We start from the raw sequence: 18439 nt of genomic DNA on the forward strand, positions 1-18439 counted from the left end.
GCAATTATGCAAGTGTATAATAACTCCATGCCATGGATGACACTGACGTGCAGGACGACAGCCGCAAATTCAAACGTGAGTCTGCCGAGTTTCGCCGCGAGGCGCTGATTCTGGCGACTTTGGATCTGATCGCCGAGATGGGCGTTCGGGGCGCCACAGTGCGTGAGATCGCAGCCCGCGCGAACGTGACCCAAGGGCTGATCCGGCACTATTTCTCATCCAAGGAAGATCTGGTTCAGGCGGCGTATGAGCACCACATGAATACGCTGACAGACCAGACAGCTGCTTCGTCAGGAAAGGGAAGCGCGGTTTCTCGGCTGACCAACTTCGTCGACGCGTCACTGCGACCGCCAATCGTCGATCCAAGCGCTGTGGCCTTGTGGGCAGGCTTCCTGAACAAGGTGCAGCATGACCCGAAAATGCAGCGCATTCACCAGCAAACCTACAACTATTTCCGGGATCACCTCGAGAAGCTGATCGTTGCTGCGCTGCAAGAAACTGGGCGTTCGGTTGATGCGTCAGAGGCAATGCAACTGGCCATCGCCTGCAACGCGGTGATCGACGGCCTGTGGCTTGAAGGGGGCGCGCTTCCGGATGCTTTTTCCGAAGGCCAACTGGCGCAGATCGGTTTGGATTCCGTCAGCGCCATCGTCGGGATTCCATTGACCAAAGAAGTGGAGCAGTCATGAAGACCACATCCGTGACAGAACGGTTGGCGGGCTTGGGGGGCGCCAAATGGGGCGTGCACCTGAAAGCGCGCGACCTTCTCAAGGCCGGAGCGGATATCGTCGAAATGACGATAGGAGAACCGGACGTGCCCGTGCCGGACGCATTGGTCGAAGCCACCGTAACCTCATTGCGGGCGCAGCGGACAGGGTATTCCAATGGGCGCGGAGAAGCCGGACTGCTAGACGCGCTGGCTGCGCGCTACTCTGCCTCGCGTGGGCGGGCATTCGGGCCTGAGAATTTTCTGTGCTTTCCCGGGACGCAGACCGCCCTGTTTGCAGCCATGGCCGGGGTCGCCGAGTCGGGCGACGAAGTACTGGTCGGCGATCCGATGTACGCGACCTATGAAGGTGTCGTTCGCGCATCCGGGGCCGAGATGGTGCCCGTACCGCTGCGGCCCGAGAAAGGGTTTCGCATGCAGGCCGCAGATATAGCGGCCCGCATCACTCCGCGCAGCCGTGCCATTCTCCTGACTACGCCGCATAACCCGACGGGCGCGATCCTGACCGCCGCGGACATTGCCGAGATCGGGCAGCTGGCGATTGCGCATGACTTGTGGATCATCTCGGACGAGGTTTATGAAGAATTGATCTTTGACGGTGCCCGATTTGTTTCACCATTGGCGGATCCGGAACTGGCGGATCGTGTCATTGGCGTATCATCCATTTCGAAATCTCATGCCGCTCCGGGGTTCCGCAGTGGCTGGTGTGTCGGGCCCGCCGCGTTCTGCGAAGCGCTGCTGCCCTATTCCGAGACCATGCTTTTTGGCAATCAGCCTTTCATCGCGGACATGACCGAAAAAGCGATCCGCGACGGGTCCGAGGTTGCCCCCGGCATGGCCGCCCGCTTTTCTGGCCGCGCGACCCTGCTGGCCGATCGTCTTGAAGCGGAAACGGATCTGACTGTTCACCGGCCCGAGGCGGGAATGTTCGCACTCATCAATGTCTCTGCCACCGGGCTGGATGGCGAAGCCTATGCCTGGGACCTGCTACAGGCCGGGGTGGCCGTCATGCCGGGGTCCGCCTTTGGGGACAGCCTGAAGGACTGGGTGCGGGTCGCTCTGACGATCAGTGACACGGACTTTGGAACTGCGGTTTCCCGTATCATCGATCACGCCAACAGCAAATCACGTGAGGTCGCATGAGCGGTATGACAATTGGCGAAGCTCTGGTTGCCAAGCTTTGCCAAGGGGATGTGACCTGCGTCTTTGGAATACCAGGCGTTCACACGGTGGAACTGTACCGAGGGCTTGCCGCTTCTGGCATACGACATGTTACGCCCAGACACGAACAGGGCGCAGGTTTCATGGCCGATGGCTATGCGCGTGTGGCGGGCAAGCCTGGTGTTGCCTTTGTGATCACCGGCCCCGGATTGACCAATACGCTGACGCCGATGGCGCAGGCGCGGGCCGATTCAATACCGATGCTGGTGGTGTCCGGGGTCAACAAAACCGGATCGCTTGGCAAGGGTTTGGGGCATCTGCACGAATTGCCAGACCAAATGGGGCTGGCGAAAACGGTTGCGTTGGTGTCCGAACAGGTCACCGGCCCCGGCGCTCTGGACCCGGTCTTGGCGCGTGTTTTTCACAACCTCACCAACGGTCGCCCCGGGCCGGTACATATAGAGGTCCCGCTGGATATCGCAGCGGCGGAATATCAGGAAACAGCAGTCGAGACGCCTGACCCTGATCCTCCGGTCAACCCGGCTTTGATCAGGCAGGCCTCAGGGCAACTGACTGACGCAAAGAAAGTCGTCATTCTGGCGGGCGGCGGGGCGAAACGTGCCGAGGCGGGATTGCAAGCACTGGCCGAAGCCCTGGATGCCCCTGTTGTGCAAACCGTCAATGCGCGCGGCCTGATGCACGGGCACGCTCTGACCGTTCCGGCCAGCCCCAGCCTGAAGGCGGTGCGCGCATTGCTGGAAAGCGCCGATTGCGTTCTGGCCTTGGGAACCGAGCTTGGGCCAACCGATTATGACATGTATGCCACCGGTCAGGTTGCGAAACTGTCCGGCCTGATACGGGTTGAACGGTGCAGCGATCAGCTTTCACGGCATGAGGCAACGATTGCCATTCAAGGCGACGTCGACCTGGTTGTGCCAGCACTGTATGAGGCCCTGCCGCAGAGGGCACGGCAAAGCGACGGTGCGGAACGTGCCAGATCAACGCGCGACGCGGCCTGGCAGGAGATCGGCCCGGATTGTCGCAAACAGGTGGAGATACTGAATGCGATGCGCTCTGCGTCTCCGAATGCTCTGATGGTCGGGGATTCCACCCAGCCCATTTATGCCGGCAATCTTTACTATGACCACGACCGGACAGGTGGCTGGTTCAATGCGGCAACGGGGTATGGTGCGCTCGGCTATGGCATACCCGCCGCCATCGGCGCGTCGATTGCCGATCCAACGGCGCGGGTAATATGCATCGTCGGCGATGGCGGAGCGCAGTTTTCAATGCCGGAAGCAATGGCCGCAGTAGACGAAAACCTGCCGGTCACGTTCGTGATCTGGAACAATCACGGGTACCGGGAAATCGCCACATCGATGCAGGATGCAGGTGTGACGGTCGTTGGATGTGACCCCACACCCCCCGATTTTGCAGCGACGGCCAGATCCTTTGGCATTCCACACACCAGGGTTCCCGATAACCCTCAGGCCGTCGCACAAGCGTTACGCGAAACGGCGGCCCTGGACGGGCCCGCGATGATCGAAGTCACCGCTCCGAAATTCGAACCTCAGAGAGATTGAAACATGTCAGACCCAACTTTTGAGTTTTCCCGCGCGATCACCCGCCGCCCGGCACCGACCATAGCTGATGGATTGCGCGCAGAAGATATCGGAAACCCGGATTTCGATGGGATGATGGCCGCGCATGGGGCATATGTGGCAGCACTGAAAAGCACCGGGGCCGAGGTGATCGAGCTTGATCCCCTGGATGCGTTCCCTGACGCGCAGTTTGTCGAAGATACGGCGCTGTGCCTGCCGCAGGGTGCTGTGCTGATGCGGCCGGGCGCGCCTTCGCGTATGGGGGAAGTGGCCGAGATCGCTCCGGCTCTGCGTGCCTGCTATGATACGGTCACACAGATCAAAGGTCCCGGCCATATCGAGGGCGGAGACATCCTTGTAACCGGTCGCGAAATCCTTGTGGGCCGGTCAGACCGCACCGACGCGGAAGGTGTCGAGGAACTGGCGAAAATCACCTCTGAATGGGGTTACAAACTGCGGGAAGTGTTCACGCCCGAGGGCGTTTTGCACTTCAAAACGGATTGTTCGCTGATGGATGCCGAGACAATCCTTGCGACCCGGCGATTGGACGCTTCGGGCTGCTTTGAAGGCTACCGGGTGCTGCATGTTGCAGACGGTGAAGAGGCAGCGGCCAACGCGATCCGGTTCAACAATCTGGTGCTGATGGCCGCTGGCTTCCCTCGCACCGCAGAGATGCTGGATCGCGAAGGCTATGAGGTCATTGAAATTGACAATACCGATTGTGCGAAGCTTGATGGTGGCATGTCCTGTCTGTCATTGAGATTCTGAGGGTCAGCTGCCGGATTCAGACCCCAGTGAATTCGGCAGGTCGGCGTCTTGATGGTTCGAAAGACGAGCGGTGAACAAGCTTGGTCTCTTCCGGTTACGCATGCAGCTTCATTTTGTGTCACACCTGTGTGTCACACCGCTCTAATGCTTGCTATCTAGTTGTTCTGTTAGGTTTTGGTGGAGCCTAGGGGAGTCGAACCCCTGACCTCTTGCATGCCATGCAAGCGCTCTCCCAACTGAGCTAAGGCCCCATCTAGGTACCGCTGATGCGGTGGACGGACGTTTAGGAGACAGTGACGACGAGTGCAAGTCCAAAAATGGAATCGAACGCGAATTTCCGCACCAAGCTGTCAGTGGAACGAAAAAGGCGACCCTGTGGTCGCCTTTGACGTGATCAGTTTTCGTCTTCCGAAGACATGTCGGTGATATCATCCAGCGAAACGTCATCACTGGTGTCATCATCGTCATCCAGCAGATCGTCATCCAGTTCGACGTCGACAGAGTCGTCGTCATCCAGTACCAGCTCCTCTTCCGACGCGTTTTCACGCGCCTTGACCGAGGCGGCATCTTCTGCATCCGCCGCGATCATGCGGCTTTTGGATGTTTCAAGCTCCACGATCTCGCCAGTGTAGGGGCTGATGATCGGGTCCTTGTTCAGGTCGTAGAATCGCTTACCGGTGGTCGGGCAAACGCGCTTTACGCCCCATTCTTCCTTGGGCATGTCAAATCCCCTTGATATCAGGTGAGTCGTCTAAATGATTCAGCTCACCTGCCACAGGCAGAGGGCACTGTCAAAGTCTTTGCGCAAGAGAGGTCGCGATATGGGAGAGCACGCATTGCCAGGGACGCCGCCGGTGCCGCTGAGGCTGCGCAAATCCGCCCGGGCGCGGCGCATCAGTTTGCGAATTTCTCAACTGGATGGCCGGGTTACGCTGACCTATCCGGTCGGAGTGCCTGAATCCGAGGCGCTGAGTTTCGCGCGTACCAAGGAAGAGTGGATTCGCCAGCATTTGCAGGACAGGCCGGAAACGGCCGTGGTGCAGTTCGGGCAGAAGATACCGATTGAAGGCATTGTCCGGCGAATCGTGCCGGCGAAGGGTCGGCGGGTTCAGTTGCTGGCGGACGAGGTCGCAGTGCCGGAAGGGTCCGAGGCGCGCAGATTGGCCCGGTTTCTGAAGGAATTGGCGCGGGACCGTCTGATCGGCGCGTGCGATGATTACGCGGCAATGCTGGGGCGGTCGTACAGCACGCTCAGCCTGCGCGACACGCGGTCACGCTGGGGATCATGCAGTTCGCACGGTGGATTGATGTTCTCGTGGCGGCTCATTCTCGCGCCGTCCGAGGTGCTGCATTATGTGGCCGCACACGAGGTGGCGCATCTTGCCCAGATGAACCACTCGCCCGCGTTCTGGGAGCAGGTGGAACGCATTTTCGGCCCCTATCAGCAACCCCGACGCTGGTTGCGCGACAATGGGGCAGAGTTGCATCGATACAGGTTTGACGCAAAGCCGAGTTGACCTTGCGCTGTTTTGTGATCACATAAGCGGATGCTGAGCACACGCCCGTCTGACACCCAAACTGCCACTCATGACCGGGTGTACCGCGCCCTGAGATCTCGAATCATGCATGGCGAGATGGCGCCGGGTCAGGCGCTGACCTTGCGTGGCATCGGCAAGGAATTCGGCGTCTCGATGACCCCGGCGCGAGAGGCCGTGCGCCGTCTGGCCGCCGAGGGGGCTTTGTTTCTGTCCAATTCCGGCCGGGTCTCGACACCTGAATTGACCAACGACCGGATCGAAGAATTGGCGGCCTTGCGCGCGTTGCTGGAAGTCGAGCTGGCCAGCCGGGCTCTGCCCCGGGCGCATATTGCGCTGATCGACCGGTTGCAGACCATCAACATGACCGTTGCCGAGATGGTGACCAAGCGGGACGCGGTTGGGTATATCCGTTCAAATCTGGAGTTTCACCGCACCCTGTACCTGCGGGCTCAGGCGCCCGCGATGCTGGCCATTGCCGAAACGGTCTGGCTGCAACTCGGGCCGACGATGAGGGCGCTTTACGGGCGTCTCAGGCGCACTGAACCACCGCATTATCACAAGCTGATCATTGCTGCTCTCAAGGCAGGGGACGAACCGGGCTTGCGCTTGGCGGTCCGCTCGGACGTGACGCAGGGACTGCGTTTGCTGGTGAGCTGAGCGGCATCCCGCCGACCTTTCTGCGCACAAGATAGAGGGTTTCACTGTTCTGGCCTGTTCAGCCCGACTGGGTTACTCTTGAGGCAAATCACAAACAAGAGCAGACCACAGCCATGATCACTCGCCGGACTTTTTCCATTTGCCTTGGATCTACATTGTTGGCCGCCTGCACGGGTGGCGGCGCGCCATCCAGCGCGCCTGCGTCGCGTATGCGGTCCGTTCCCAATGCAGGGTGGGATGCCTGGGTCGCCGGGTTCAAGGGCAGGGCGGCATCGCAGGGAATTTCACAATCCACAATTGACCGCGCTTTTCAGGGGGCAGGGTACCTTCCCGATGTGATCGAGCGCGACCGCAATCAGGTAGAGTTCAAGCGTTCGCTCGAGGATTATCTGGCCATTGCCGCCTCGGACGAGCGGATCAGCACCGGCCAGAAGATGCTGCGGCAATACAACGGGACGCTGTCGCAGATCGAGGCGCAGTACGGAGTAGACAAGGAAATCGTCGTTGCAGTGTGGGGGCTGGAAAGCCGCTATGGGGCGCGTCGCGGCGATGTGCCCGTTGTGTCAGCTCTGTCGACACTGGCTTATGATGGGCGGCGTGGTCAGTTCTTTGAAAGCCAGTTGATCGCGGCGCTGAAGATCCTTCAGAATGGCGACACCACGCCTGACAAGATGACCGGCAGCTGGGCCGGTGCGATGGGGCATACGCAGTTCATTCCAACCTCCTACCTGGCCTATGCGGTGGATTTCACCGGCGACGGGCGGCGGGATATCTGGTCGGACGATCCGACGGATTCGCTGGCTTCGACCGCTGCTTACCTGTCGCGCGCAGGCTGGGTGCGGGGGCAGCCCTGGGGGGGCGAGGTCGGAACGGTTTCCGGTACTCCGGTGGCCGTGCTGCAACCGCAGGTGCCCGGACCGCGCATTGCCGTCTTCCGCAATTTTCAGGTCATCAAGCGCTATAACAATTCGGACAGTTACGCGATCGGGGTCGGTCATCTGGCGGACAGAATCGCCGGTGGCGCGCCGTTTCAGGCCTCGTTCGGGCCAGATGCAAACGGTCTGACATTGGACGACCGCAAGGAATTGCAACGGCGGCTGACATCCCAAGGGTATGATACGAAGGGCGCGGACGGGGTGATCGGCAAAAACACGACGTCAGCCATCAGCGCGTATCAAAGCGCCAATGGCCTTGCGGTCACCGGAGAGCCCTCGGTTGCCTTGTTGCGCAGGTTGGGTGGCTGACGGTTACGCCGCCAACCCTTTTGAGCCGATATCGAGGAATTTTTGACGGCGGTCCTGAATCAGGGTCGCCGCATCTTTGCCGTCCAGTTCCGCCAACATATCGGTGAGAGCCGCGCGTACAGCTTCGACAGCGGCCGGACGATCGCGATGCGCGCCGCCCTTGGGCTCCGGGATGATCCGGTCGCAAACGCCAAGCTTGTGAAGGTCCTGAGCGGTCAGACGCAGCGCTTCGGCCGCTTCACGCATCTTTTCTGCATCTTTCCACAGGATCGATGCGCAACCTTCCGGCGAGATCACCGAATAGACCGAGTGTTCCAGCATCGCCACGCGGTTGGCGGTGGCAAAGGCCACGGCCCCGCCCGAGCCGCCTTCGCCGATGATGACCGACACCAGGGGCACACCGATCTTCAGGCACATCTGGGTCGAGCGGGCAATCGCTTCGGACTGACCACGTTCCTCGGCGCCCTTGCCGGGATAGGCGCCGGCAGTATCGATCAGGGTGATCACCGGCAGGCCAAACCGACCGGCCATCTCCATCAGGCGGACCGCCTTGCGATAACCTTCGGGGCGGGCCATGCCGAAATTGCGTTCGATCCGCGATTTGGTGTCGCTGCCTTTTTCATGGCCGATCACCATGACCGGTTGATCGTTGAAACGTGCAAGCCCGCCGATCACGGCCAGATCATCGGCAAAATTGCGATCTCCGGCCAAAGGGGTGAATTCGGTGAACAGGGCATCGACGTAATCGCTGCAATGCGGGCGTTCCGGGTGTCGGGCGACCTGGCATTTCCGCCATGGGGTCAGGTCGGCGTAAAGCTCATCCAAAAGTTTGGCGGCTTTGGCGTCCAACGCGGCGGCTTCTTCGGTTACGTCCATCTCTTCGTTGGTGCGGGCCAGCGCACGCAGCTCTTCAGCCTTGCCTTCAATTTCAGCCAGCGGTTTTTCGAAATCCAGATACTGGGTCATGACGCCTCTCAACGCGAAAGTTCCCTGCTATATGGCCTGATGGTGCTCCGGATGCAACTCGGCAAGATCCGAGTGGTGAAGATGTTCGATTTCAGATGGCGAATGGAAAAACGGATACTGAAGGCCGCCGCCAAGAAGGACCCCGCGCTGCGCGTTCTGACCTGCACCCACGACAGTCTAACGCGGCGTCTGACCCTGTACCCACCCGACACCGCGCCCGAGGATGTGCTGGCCGAAACTTGCCTGCTGTCGTAGCGGGTCAACCGGGCCAGAGAACGGGATAGAGCGAGGCCACAAGCAGCACCGCCATTGTCCAGTTGAACACAATCAATCGGCGCGGGTTCGTCAGCACCCGCGACATTTGCTGTCCAAGAAAGGTCCATGTGCTCACCGATGGCAGGTTGACCGCCCCGAAAACCAGCGCAACGAGGGCAATTGCGTGCAGGGTCTGACTGGGCGTGTAAGCGGTCGTGGCGGTCAGGGCCATGGCCCAGGCTTTGGGGTTTACCCACTGAAAGGCAGCGGCCTGTAGAAACGTCATGGGAGTCCCCGCTGCCAAAGCGCCCCCGGCCGGTGCGGCATGTGCGATCTTCCATGCCAGATAAAGCAGATAGATCACCGACACGACCTTCAGCACTGAATAACTGACCGGATATCGGTCAAAGACCTGAACCAGCCCGGCCCCGACCAGCAGCACCATGAGCGCGAAGCCAAGGCCAATGCCCAGCATGTGCGGGATGGAACGCCGAAAGCCGAAATTCGCACCCGATGCCATCAGCATCAGATTGTTCGGCCCGGGCGTAATGGATGTCACGAAGGCAAAGGCGATGAGGGCCAGAAGGATGTCGTAGGTCATACTGCGAAGTATCGTCCGACCGGCAGCAAATGAAATTGCTTTTTCGTGCGCGTTTCGGCTATTTCTGCAACTTGTGATGAAGAATGATCAGATAAATCGCCAGATATTGCACGAACTGACCCGCGATGGGCGCATCAGCAATCTGGAACTGGCCGAACGGGTCGGGCTGTCGCCTTCCGCCTGCCTGCGTCGTGTTCAAGAGCTTGAGAAGGCCGGCGTGATCACCGGCTATCGTGCGGTTCTGAACCCGGCGGCGATGGGTGTCGGCTTTGTCGCCTATATCGGGGTCGGTCTTGGCGAACACACGAAAGCGGCGCAAGAGGGGTTCGAGCGGGCCCTGCAACAAGCCCCCGAAGTGGTCGAATGTCACAACATCACCGGTACGATCGAATACCTGCTGCGCGTCGAATGCGCCGATCTGCCCTCCTACAAGACCTTCCATACCGAGGTGCTGGGAACGTTGCCGCATGTCACGTCGATCACGTCCTATGTGGTCATGGGTTCGCCCAAGGATCTGCGTGCGTAGCCTCTGCAATTGTGAAGCCACACTCTCTTGCAGCGCAAATTTTCAGGGCCTAGTGTCATTGTAATGACGTTGCCAGGGGATACGCCCAGCCAAAACGGCACGCAAACAGGGAGATTAGGATGAAACTCGTTCGAACAGTGGCGACCGCAGTTGCCATGTCGGTCATTGCCGGGGCCGCTTTGTCTGCCCCGCTGAAACTGCAACCTGCCAATCCACAGCCTTCTCCGAAGGCAGGGTTGAATGTCAAATACATTGGTACAGGAAATCAACACAAGAAGATCCGGGATCTTAGTCAGGCAAAAAGCATGCTGTCTAAGGCGAAGCCCGGAAAGCCGTTGCGTGGGTTGGATTACAGGGACACAAGCAAGGGTGAGGACGTCATGACGTTCGACGAGGCCTACAACGTTGCCGCCGAGGTCACAGGGTATATGCGGTTTGACTCACCGGGCGTTTACGAGCTGGAAACGTGGTCGAATGACGGGATAGAAGCTTGGGTTGGCGGCCAGCAGATTGGCCTTGTCAAGGGTATTCAGGGCTGTGAAGCCAATCAACGCACCGAAGTGGAGGTGCCCAAGGCGGGCTGGTATCCATTGAAGATCGTCTATTTCCAGAAACTGGGAACCTCTTGCCTGATGATGAAGTCAGGAAAGAAGGGGGAACGCTTCACATGGACGCCCAATGACGTTTTTGGCCGTTGAGGAATTCATAAAAGGGCGCTCCATCGAGCGCCCTTTTTTTGGGGCTTAGCTGCCCGCCGCAATCAGTTCGGCCTGTGCCACGATGACTTCGGCCTGCTTGATTGAGGCGATGTCGACAAGGCGGCCTTTATAGACGGTTGCGCCCTCACCGTTGGCTTTTGCCTGTTCCATCGCGGCCAGGATTTCGCGGGCCTCGGAAACGGCCTCATCCGACGGGGTAAAGACCTGATTGGCCAGTGCAATCTGCTTGGGATGTATCGCCCATTTGCCGACCATACCCAGCGTGGCCGAGCGCTTCGCCTGAGCGATGTACCCTTCATCATCGCTGAAATCCCCGAATGGCCCATCCACTGGCAGCACCCCGTGGGTGCGGCAGGCCGCAACGATGGCGGCTTGGGCCCAGTGCCACGGATCGGACCAGTGTTTTTCACCCTCGCGCAGCATGTAATAGTTTTCCTGTGTGCCGCCGATGCCCGTGGTCTGCATTCCCATCGAGGCCGCAAAATCTGCGGCCCCAAGGCTCATGGCCTGCAAACGGGGTGAGGAGGCTGCGATCTCTTCCACATGCGCGATGCCGGCAGCGGATTCGATAATGACCTCGAAGCTGATCGGTTTGGTCCGGCCCTTGGCGCGTTCAATGGCGGTGACAAGGGCATCTACAGCATAGACATCCGATGCGCAGCCTACTTTGGGGATCATGATCTGGTCCAGACGGTCGCCTGCCTGCTCCAACACGTCGACAACGTCACGATACCAATAGGGGGTATCCAATCCGTTGATGCGAACGGACATGTATTTGTTGCCCCAGTCAACAGTGTTCAGGGCTTCGATGACATTGGCGCGGGCGATGTCCTTGTCCGAAGGCGCAACCGAATCCTCGAGGTCAAGGTTGATCACATCCGCAGCAGAAGCTGCCATTTTCGGGAACAGTTTGGTATTCGATCCCGGACCAAACAGTTGGCAGCGATTGGGTCGTGCAGGCGCGGCGGGTTGGATGCGAAAGCTCATCTGGACCTCGTATGGGTAATGAAATTGCGATTTTCTCGCCCAATGAGGTATTAAATTGCGCAACCTGGCGCAAGGAGATTGTGCATCTGCGGCAATGCGGTTGCAGAAAGCTGCATTCCAACAGCTGAGAAGTGGTGATTAAAGTTTAATCATTTTGAAAACTTCGAATTATTTTGCGCCTTCTTGGTCAATGGCGCAAGAACATCGCGCACTTGTCGTGTTTGGCGGATCAAAACGCGAAACGCTCGTTTAAGCGCTTCTCTAGCTTAGGCCGGAATCAAAGGAGTGACCGCAATGATCGAGACACCGTACCTGCTGTTTTTGGGCGATGCGCCCGACCAATTGGCGGCCAAAGTGGCTGTGGGCATCAAGGACTGGCGCCCGGAAAACGCCGTCGGCCAATATCGTATGGACGGTTGCAAGGCTGATCTGGGTTTGACCGATATGACCCTGACCGAGGCCAAAGCGGCCGGCGCAAAAACGCTGGTTATAGGTGTGGCCAACCGTGGCGGCGTCATCAGCCAGGAATGGAAAAAGGTTCTGGTCATGGCGCTTGAGGAAGGGTTTGACCTGGCCTCTGGCCTGCACAACCTGTTGCGCGACGAGCCCGATCTGGTGGCGGTGGCCGAAGCGACGGGTCGAAAGCTGCACGATGTGCGTGTACCTGAGGTCGATTACCCGATTGCCAACGGGATCAAGCGCAAGGGCAAGCGTTGTCTGGCCGTGGGCACCGATTGTTCGGTCGGCAAGATGTACACCGCAATGGCGATGGATGCGGAAATGCGCAAGCGTGGTATGAAGTCGACCTTCCGCGCGACTGGTCAAACGGGTATTCTGATCACCGGCGATGGCGTGCCGCTGGACGCCGTAGTTGCGGATTTCATGGCCGGCTCGATCGAATGGCTGACACCTGACAATGATGACGATCACTGGGACCTGATCGAAGGCCAGGGATCGCTGTTCCATGTATCCTATTCCGGTGTGACCATGGCGCTGATCCACGGCGGCCAGCCTGACGCGCTGATCCTGAGCCATGAACCGACCCGCGAGCACATGCGTGGTCTGCCGACCTATCAGCTGCCGACGCTCGAAACCCTGCGTGACACCGCGCTGGCCCTGGCCAAAGTGGCGAACCCCGATTGTCAGGTCGTCGGTATTTCCGTCAACACGCAGCACATGTCCGAAGAGGACGCGACGTCGTATCTGGCCAGGATCGAAACAGACATGGGGCTGCCGGCGACCGATCCGTTCCGGTTCGGCTCGGGCAAGTTGGTGGACGCGCTGGCCGCGATGTGATCCAACCGGTCCGCCGGTGGCGGGCCGGTTCCGCCGCTGGCGGGAGTATTTGGAAAAAGATGAAGGAGCGGGCCTGTGCAGATAGAGGTCTCTCGCGATGTGTTTCAGTTGGCGCAGGTGTTCACCATCTCGCGCGGGTCTCGGACCGAAGCAAAGGTGCTGACGGTGCGGGTGTCGGACGGAACGCATCAGGGCTGGGGCGAGTGCGTTCCTTATGCGCGTTATGACGAAACGCTCGAGTCGGTCGAGGCCGAGATCGCCGGTCTGCCTGCTGAGTTCAGCCGTCGGTCGCTGATGGATCTGCTGCCTGCCGGTGCCGCCCGGAACGCCTTGGATTGTGCTTTGTGGGATCTGGAAAGCAAGCGCGCGGGTAAGCGCGCCTGGGATTTAGCGGGCCTGCCAGTGCCCGGACCTGAGATCACGGCCTACACTTTGTCGCTGGACACGCCCGAGGCGATGCAGGCCCAGGCGGCCGAGAACGCGCATCGCCCGCTTCTGAAGATCAAGCTGGGCACGCCAGATGACATGCCGCGGCTTGAGGCGGTGCGCGCCGGTGCGCCGAACGCCAAGATCATCGTGGATGCGAACGAAGGCTGGTCGGCCGAGGTTTACGCCGACCTCGCCCCGCATCTGGTACGTCTGGGCGTGGCGCTGGTCGAGCAACCGTTGCCGGCCGGTGACGACGACGCTTTGATTGGAATGGACCGCCCGGTGCCCGTCTGCGCCGACGAGTCCTGCCATGATCGCGCCAGCCTGCCCGGGCTGAAGGGAAAATACGATGTCATCAACATCAAACTCGACAAGACCGGTGGCCTGACCGAAGCGCTTGAGCTGCGCAAAGCCGCAATCGCGGAAGGGTATGACATCATGGTCGGCTGCATGGTTGGCAGCTCGCTTGCCATGGCGCCCGCGACACTGTTGGCGCAGGGTGCGATGGTGACGGACCTTGACGGCCCGCTTCTGTTGGCCGAAGACCGCGACACCCCGCTGATTTTTGACGACGCCGGAGTTCACCCGCCCGAAGCGGCGCTCTGGGGCTGAGGAGACAAACATGACCCGAACCGTTTTTGTAAATGGCGAATACCTGCCCGAGACCGAGGCCAAGGTATCCATCTTTGACCGTGGCTTCCTGTTTGCTGATGCGGTTTACGAAGTGACCAGTGTACTGGATGGCAAGCTGATTGATTTCGAAGGTCACGCAGTACGCCTGAAGCGGTCTCTGGACGAGCTGGAGATGGCCGAGCCCTGCACCAAGGAAGAGCTGCTGGAAATCCATCGCAAGCTGGTTGATCTGAACGGTATCGAAGAGGGCCTGGTCTACCTTCAGGTCTCGCGCGGCAGTGACGGTGACCGGGATTTTGTCTTCCCTTCGGCCGATACCAAACCCAGCCTCGTTCTGTTCACCCAGAACAAGCCCGGGCTGGCTGACAGTCCGGCGGCACGGAAAGGTGCCAAGATCATCTCGATCGAGGACATCCGTTGGGGTCGCCGCGACATCAAGACCGTGCAGCTGCTTTACCCTTCGATGGGCAAGATGATGGCCAAGAAAGCGGGGTGTGATGATGCATGGCTGGTCGAGGACGGCTTTGTAACCGAAGGCACCAGCAACAACGCCTATTTCGTCAAGAACGGCAAGATCGTGACCCGCCCGCTGTCCAACGACATCCTGCACGGGATCACCCGCAAGGCCGTGCTGCGCCTGGCGGCCGAAGCGCAGATGGAAGTTGAAGAACGCCTGTTTGCCATCGATGAAGCCAAAGAGGCTGACGAGGCGTTCACAACCTCGGCCAGTGCTTTCGTGATGCCCGTGGTGGAAATCGACGGAGTCGCGCTGGGTGATGGTACACCCGGGCCGATAGCCAAACGCCTTCGTGAAATTTACCTGGATGAAAGCCGAAAGGCCGCGATCTGAAGAAACACCACGTCGGACGGCGTTGCGGCGGACTGCTGCGGCGCCGCGCCAACATCAGTCGGATCCGGGGGGCAGGACAGGGAGAGTCGCCATCGATCCCGCCGAGCATGAGCAGATCATATGCGACTTTCCGCCGAAAGGCCGGGTTACCCGACTTTGAAAGGGTCCAGGCTTTCCTGAAACTGTTCGATGAATTCCAGCGTTACCAATGACGGTTGCTTCAAAATTGGACGCACCAACGAGAGGGTATGCGTCAAAAACGGCTTGAACGGCCGATAACTCAACCCCCTCGATGTATACTGGACAGCATCCAGTTCGCTTACGACCGAGACACCGGCACCTTCCAGCGCCAATTCGCATGCTGCCGTGAACTGCCTGACCTCGATATGCGAGTTCAATTCGACATTGGCATGTTGAAATACTTTCGAAAGCCGCCCGAAAAAGTCGCTGTCGCGTCGGGTGTGGATGATTTTGCTATGTGCAAGATCCGCCGGGGTAACTTCGGAAAGGCCTTCCAACTCGTGCCCGGTGGGGAACACGCATACCGTGCGAACGTCGATGTCCCTGCTTTCTACCGCCGGATGACCGTGAAAGCTGTCAGTGATACCGAAATCATACTGCTCGCCGATCATCCATTCCAGAATGCGTTCAGGTCTGTCAGGTTCGATCGTCAGGGTGACGCCGGGCCGATCTTTCAGAAAACCGGCGACGACTTTGGGCAAATGGCTGGTGGCAAATCCCGGCAGGCAAGCGACACGGATGTGCCCTGCTTTGCGTTGTGTGATATCCTGGCTGACATCAGAGATTTGCCGCATCAATTCGAGAACGCGCTCGACGCTGGGCAAGAGGTAACGAACCTCCTGCGTTGGCACCAATCGGCCCTCGCGGCGGTCAAAAAGCTGAAACCCAAGCGATTTTTCAAGATCGGACAGCAATCTGCTGACAGCTGGCTGGGTTACGCCCAGATCAGCCGCGGCGGCCGTGACAGACCCTTTGGTGGTCACAGCCATCAGGGCCTCCAACTGCCGAACTCTCAGAATTTGACTCATTGCCGATCCCGATCTGCTGCGCCATCTCATAACATTATGTTATTTTTTCACCAAGTAGATAGGCCTTGAATTATATTTTTGTAACGTTAACGTCGTGAAATCGTCATGTGTGCCGGTTACGCGTTGCGGTCGGTAATCAACGAAGCATCAACCCTGATGCATGGGAGGAATCATGAAAAAGAATCTGCTTGGCGCTCTTGCCATCACCACGGCCTTGTCCCCCTTGGCGGCAATGGCGCAGACCGAAGTCCAGTTCTGGCATGCCTTCACCGGTCGCCTTGGGGAACTTGTCAAAGGACAGGTTGAAGAATTCAACGCCAGTCAGGATGAGTTCGTCGTGGTCGAAAGCCACAAGGGCAACTACTCGGAAACCCTGAATGCCGGGATTGCTGCCTTCCGGGCCGGTGAGCAGCCGCATATCCTAATGGTGTTCGAAGTCGGCACGGCGACAATGATGTCAGCCAAAGGGGCGATCAAGCCGGTCTATGAAGTGATGGCCGAAAGCGGCGCGTCTTTTGATCCCGACGCGTATATTGGCGCCGTCAAAGGCTACTACACAACCACTGACGGAGAGATGCTGTCGCTTCCCTTCAACTCCTCGACGCCGGTCCTGTGGGTCAACCGCGATGCCATGCAAGCGGCGGGCGTTGATCCGGACACGGATCTGTCCACTTGGGAAAAAGTCGGCGAAGTCCTTGAACAGCTGAAGGCGGGTGGCGAGGATTGCCCGCTGGTGACGGCATGGCAAAGCTGGATTCACCTTGAAAACCTGTCAGCCTATCACGACGTTCCCTTTGCCTCACGTGACAACGGATTTGCCGGTCTGGATACCGAGCTGATGCTGAACGGTCCGGTGCAGGTTGCACATCTGACCGCAATGGGTGACTGGGCCAAGGACGGCAAGTTCATCTATACCGGTCGCAGAAACGAAGGCGGTGCGAACTTCCGGTCAGGCGAGTGCGCATTGTTCACCGAAAGTTCGGCCGGATACGCCGGCATCAAGGCCGAGGCCGAGTTCGATTTTGACGTGCGTCCGCTGCCCTATTGGGAATCCGTCACCAGTGAACCGCAAAACACCATCATCGGTGGCGCGTCTCTTTGGGTAATGGAGGGTCACGAGCCCGAAGAGTACAAAGGCGTCGGAGAGTTCCTGAGCTTCCTGTCATCACCTGACGTACAAGCGGCCTGGCACCAGAACACCGGTTATCTTCCAATCACCACAGAGGCGGGTGAGGTTACGCGTGCCGCTGGTTTCTATGACGAAAACCCGGGCACCGACGTCGCAGTGATCCAGATGACCGCGAAAGAGCCGACCGCAAATTCGAAAGGCTTGCGCCTGGGATCGTTCGACCAGATTCGCGGCATCATCGACGAAGAGCTCGAGGCGATCTGGTCCGGTGAGAAAACGGCTCAGGAAGCGATGGACAGCGCGAAGGAACGCGGTGATGCGTTGCTGCGCCGGTTCGAATCCGCCAATCAATAAGTCGTAACGTCATGCGGGCCTTTTCAGGGCCCGCATTTTCTTTCTTCGGTGGGTTTTCAGGATGGAAAAACGCGTCACCTTTCGCGGCTGGCTGTTGCCATTGGCGTTGATCGCCCCTCAGGTCATCATTTCCGCTGTTTTCTTTTTCTACCCCGCCGGTCAGGCCATATGGCAGTCGCTGTTCATACCTGACCCGTTCGGGCTGTCGTCCCAGTTCGTGGGGCTCGGCAACTTTGAATTCCTGCTGAGTGACAAGTTTTATCGCGCCTCTTTCGTGACAACGGCGGTGTTTTCCACGCTGGTCACGTTGTGCTCGATGATCCCTGCCTTGTTTCTTGCGGTCATTGCGGATCGATTGATCAAAGGGTCCGGGGTCTATCGGACGTTGCTGATCTGGCCCTACGCTGTTGCCCCGGCGGTTGCGGGCGTTCTGTGGCTGTTCATGTTCAACACGCGCGTCGGCGTCGTGTCGTGGTACCTCGGCCAGCTTGGGTATGACTGGAACCACGTTCTGAACGGCACCGAAGCCATGGGGCTGGTGGTCGTTGCCTCTGCCTGGGGGCGCATAAGCTATAACTTCCTGTTCTTTTTCGCTGCCCTGCAATCCGTTCCAAGATCCGTGATCGAGGCGGCGGCGATTGACGGCGCGCATTTCTGGCGCCGGTTCTTCACGATCGTGCTGCCGTTGCTGTCGCCGACGGCGTTCTTCTTGCTGGTGGTGAACGTCGTTTATGCCTTTTTCGAAACCTTTGGTGTGATCCACACAATCACCGGTGGCGGGCCGCAACAGTCGACCACAATCCTTGTCTACAAGGTTTTCTCGGATGGGTTTGTGGGGCAGGACCTCGGCTCGTCTTCGGCGCAATCGGTCATCTTGCTGATCGTCGTGGGCCTGTTGACGGTCATCCAGTTCAAATACGTGGAAAAGAGGGTGCATTACTGATGGCAG

Annotated in this window: 20 protein-coding genes and 1 tRNA gene; 15 read left to right on the plus strand and 6 right to left on the minus strand. The window is 59.0% G+C overall.

Annotation, left to right across the window (positions count from 1 at the left end; genetic code table 11):
• Positions 1–32 precede the first annotated feature (32 nt).
• Genes AC2FFD_RS00755 through AC2FFD_RS00770 form a run of 4 tightly spaced genes read left to right on the plus strand, consistent with a single transcriptional unit; the run spans position 33 to position 4257 of the window.
• Positions 33–689, plus strand: coding sequence for a TetR/AcrR family transcriptional regulator (locus AC2FFD_RS00755; RefSeq protein ID WP_174818450.1), 657 nt, complete (start codon positions 33–35; stop codon positions 687–689).
• Positions 686–1870, plus strand: a complete 1185-nt coding sequence (locus AC2FFD_RS00760) for a pyridoxal phosphate-dependent aminotransferase (RefSeq protein ID WP_496871433.1) — start codon at positions 686–688, stop codon at positions 1868–1870. Before AC2FFD_RS00755 ends, AC2FFD_RS00760 begins: the two co-directional genes overlap by 4 nt.
• Positions 1867–3471, plus strand: a complete 1605-nt coding sequence (locus AC2FFD_RS00765) for a 5-guanidino-2-oxopentanoate decarboxylase (protein ID WP_496871434.1) — start codon at positions 1867–1869, stop codon at positions 3469–3471. Before AC2FFD_RS00760 ends, AC2FFD_RS00765 begins: the two co-directional genes overlap by 4 nt.
• 3 nt (positions 3472–3474) lie before the next feature.
• Positions 3475–4257, plus strand: coding sequence for a dimethylarginine dimethylaminohydrolase family protein (locus tag AC2FFD_RS00770; RefSeq protein WP_425078868.1), 783 nt, complete (start codon positions 3475–3477; stop codon positions 4255–4257).
• 175 nt (positions 4258–4432) lie between these two features.
• Here the strand turns inward: AC2FFD_RS00770 and AC2FFD_RS00775 are convergent.
• Together AC2FFD_RS00775 and AC2FFD_RS00780 are read right to left on the minus strand one after the other, a co-directional pair.
• A tRNA-Ala gene (locus AC2FFD_RS00775) sits at positions 4433–4508 on the minus strand.
• A 143-nt stretch (positions 4509–4651) separates the two neighbouring features.
• On the minus strand, positions 4652–4978 hold the full coding sequence (locus tag AC2FFD_RS00780; RefSeq protein ID WP_496871436.1) for a TIGR02300 family protein: 327 nt from the start codon (positions 4976–4978) through the stop codon (positions 4652–4654).
• 100 nt (positions 4979–5078) lie between these two features.
• Here AC2FFD_RS00780 and AC2FFD_RS00785 point away from each other — a divergent pair, with 100 nt between their 5' ends.
• From AC2FFD_RS00785 to AC2FFD_RS00795, 3 genes are all read left to right on the plus strand, one after another.
• Entirely contained in the window at positions 5079–5774 is a 696-nt protein-coding gene (locus AC2FFD_RS00785) for a M48 family metallopeptidase (protein WP_496871437.1), read from the plus strand.
• A 30-nt stretch (positions 5775–5804) separates the two neighbouring features.
• Entirely contained in the window at positions 5805–6452 is a 648-nt protein-coding gene (locus AC2FFD_RS00790) for a GntR family transcriptional regulator (RefSeq protein ID WP_170346010.1), read from the plus strand.
• Positions 6453–6565: 113 nt separating this feature from the next.
• Positions 6566–7696 (plus strand): lytic murein transglycosylase, encoded by a 1131-nt coding sequence (locus tag AC2FFD_RS00795; RefSeq protein WP_496871440.1) that lies wholly within the window; start codon positions 6566–6568, stop codon positions 7694–7696.
• Positions 7697–7699: 3 nt separating this feature from the next.
• Here the strand turns inward: AC2FFD_RS00795 and AC2FFD_RS00800 are convergent, their stop codons facing one another.
• Positions 7700–8662: an acetyl-CoA carboxylase carboxyltransferase subunit alpha gene (locus tag AC2FFD_RS00800; protein ID WP_152459042.1), complete on the minus strand. Its 963-nt coding sequence runs from the start codon at positions 8660–8662 to the stop codon at positions 7700–7702.
• A gap of 51 nt (positions 8663–8713) precedes the next feature.
• On the opposite strand from AC2FFD_RS00800, the gene AC2FFD_RS00805 reads away from it, so the two are divergent.
• Positions 8714–8917 (plus strand): hypothetical protein, encoded by a 204-nt coding sequence (locus tag AC2FFD_RS00805; RefSeq protein WP_496871443.1) that lies wholly within the window; start codon positions 8714–8716, stop codon positions 8915–8917.
• A 4-nt stretch (positions 8918–8921) separates the two neighbouring features.
• Here the strand turns inward: AC2FFD_RS00805 and AC2FFD_RS00810 are convergent, their stop codons facing one another.
• A complete protein-coding gene (locus AC2FFD_RS00810; RefSeq protein WP_496871445.1) occupies positions 8922–9518 on the minus strand; it encodes a LysE family translocator in 597 nt (198 codons plus the stop codon).
• A 73-nt stretch (positions 9519–9591) separates the two neighbouring features.
• On the opposite strand from AC2FFD_RS00810, the gene AC2FFD_RS00815 reads away from it, so the two are divergent.
• Together AC2FFD_RS00815 and AC2FFD_RS00820 are read left to right on the plus strand one after the other, a co-directional pair.
• Positions 9592–10044 carry an Lrp/AsnC family transcriptional regulator gene (locus AC2FFD_RS00815; protein WP_496759560.1) on the plus strand — a complete coding sequence of 151 codons (453 nt, stop codon included), beginning with the start codon at positions 9592–9594 and terminating at the stop codon, positions 10042–10044.
• A gap of 119 nt (positions 10045–10163) precedes the next feature.
• A complete protein-coding gene (locus AC2FFD_RS00820; RefSeq protein WP_170346016.1) occupies positions 10164–10742 on the plus strand; it encodes a PA14 domain-containing protein in 579 nt (192 codons plus the stop codon).
• A 45-nt stretch (positions 10743–10787) separates the two neighbouring features.
• Here the strand turns inward: AC2FFD_RS00820 and AC2FFD_RS00825 are convergent, their stop codons facing one another.
• A complete protein-coding gene (locus AC2FFD_RS00825; protein WP_425078863.1) occupies positions 10788–11750 on the minus strand; it encodes an L-malyl-CoA/beta-methylmalyl-CoA lyase in 963 nt (320 codons plus the stop codon).
• Between the two features lie 294 nt (positions 11751–12044).
• On the opposite strand from AC2FFD_RS00825, the gene dgcN reads away from it, so the two are divergent.
• From dgcN to AC2FFD_RS00840, 3 genes are all read left to right on the plus strand, one after another.
• The gene (gene dgcN / locus AC2FFD_RS00830) at positions 12045–13046 is read left to right on the plus strand and encodes an N-acetyltransferase DgcN (protein WP_496871446.1); all 1002 of its coding nucleotides are present in this window, start codon (positions 12045–12047) and stop codon (positions 13044–13046) included.
• A gap of 75 nt (positions 13047–13121) precedes the next feature.
• Positions 13122–14087, plus strand: a complete 966-nt coding sequence (gene dgcA, locus AC2FFD_RS00835; RefSeq protein WP_496871448.1) for an N-acetyl-D-Glu racemase DgcA — start codon at positions 13122–13124, stop codon at positions 14085–14087.
• A 10-nt stretch (positions 14088–14097) separates the two neighbouring features.
• On the plus strand, positions 14098–14958 hold the full coding sequence (locus AC2FFD_RS00840; RefSeq protein ID WP_496871450.1) for a D-amino-acid transaminase: 861 nt from the start codon (positions 14098–14100) through the stop codon (positions 14956–14958).
• A 146-nt stretch (positions 14959–15104) separates the two neighbouring features.
• On the opposite strand, the gene AC2FFD_RS00845 is transcribed toward AC2FFD_RS00840, so the two are convergent.
• Complete coding sequence (locus tag AC2FFD_RS00845) at positions 15105–16007, minus strand: LysR substrate-binding domain-containing protein (RefSeq protein WP_170346021.1); 903 nt, start codon at positions 16005–16007, stop codon at positions 15105–15107.
• 172 nt (positions 16008–16179) lie between these two features.
• Between AC2FFD_RS00845 and ugpB the strand changes: the two genes are divergently transcribed.
• Together ugpB and ugpA are read left to right on the plus strand one after the other, a co-directional pair.
• The gene (gene ugpB / locus AC2FFD_RS00850) at positions 16180–17490 is read left to right on the plus strand and encodes a sn-glycerol-3-phosphate ABC transporter substrate-binding protein UgpB (RefSeq protein WP_170346022.1); all 1311 of its coding nucleotides are present in this window, start codon (positions 16180–16182) and stop codon (positions 17488–17490) included.
• A gap of 61 nt (positions 17491–17551) precedes the next feature.
• Entirely contained in the window at positions 17552–18433 is an 882-nt protein-coding gene (gene ugpA / locus AC2FFD_RS00855) for a sn-glycerol-3-phosphate ABC transporter permease UgpA (protein WP_152459032.1), read from the plus strand.
• Positions 18434–18439: the final 6 nt, after the last annotated feature.

The organism is Ruegeria sp. YTSC002, from assembly GCF_059609845.1.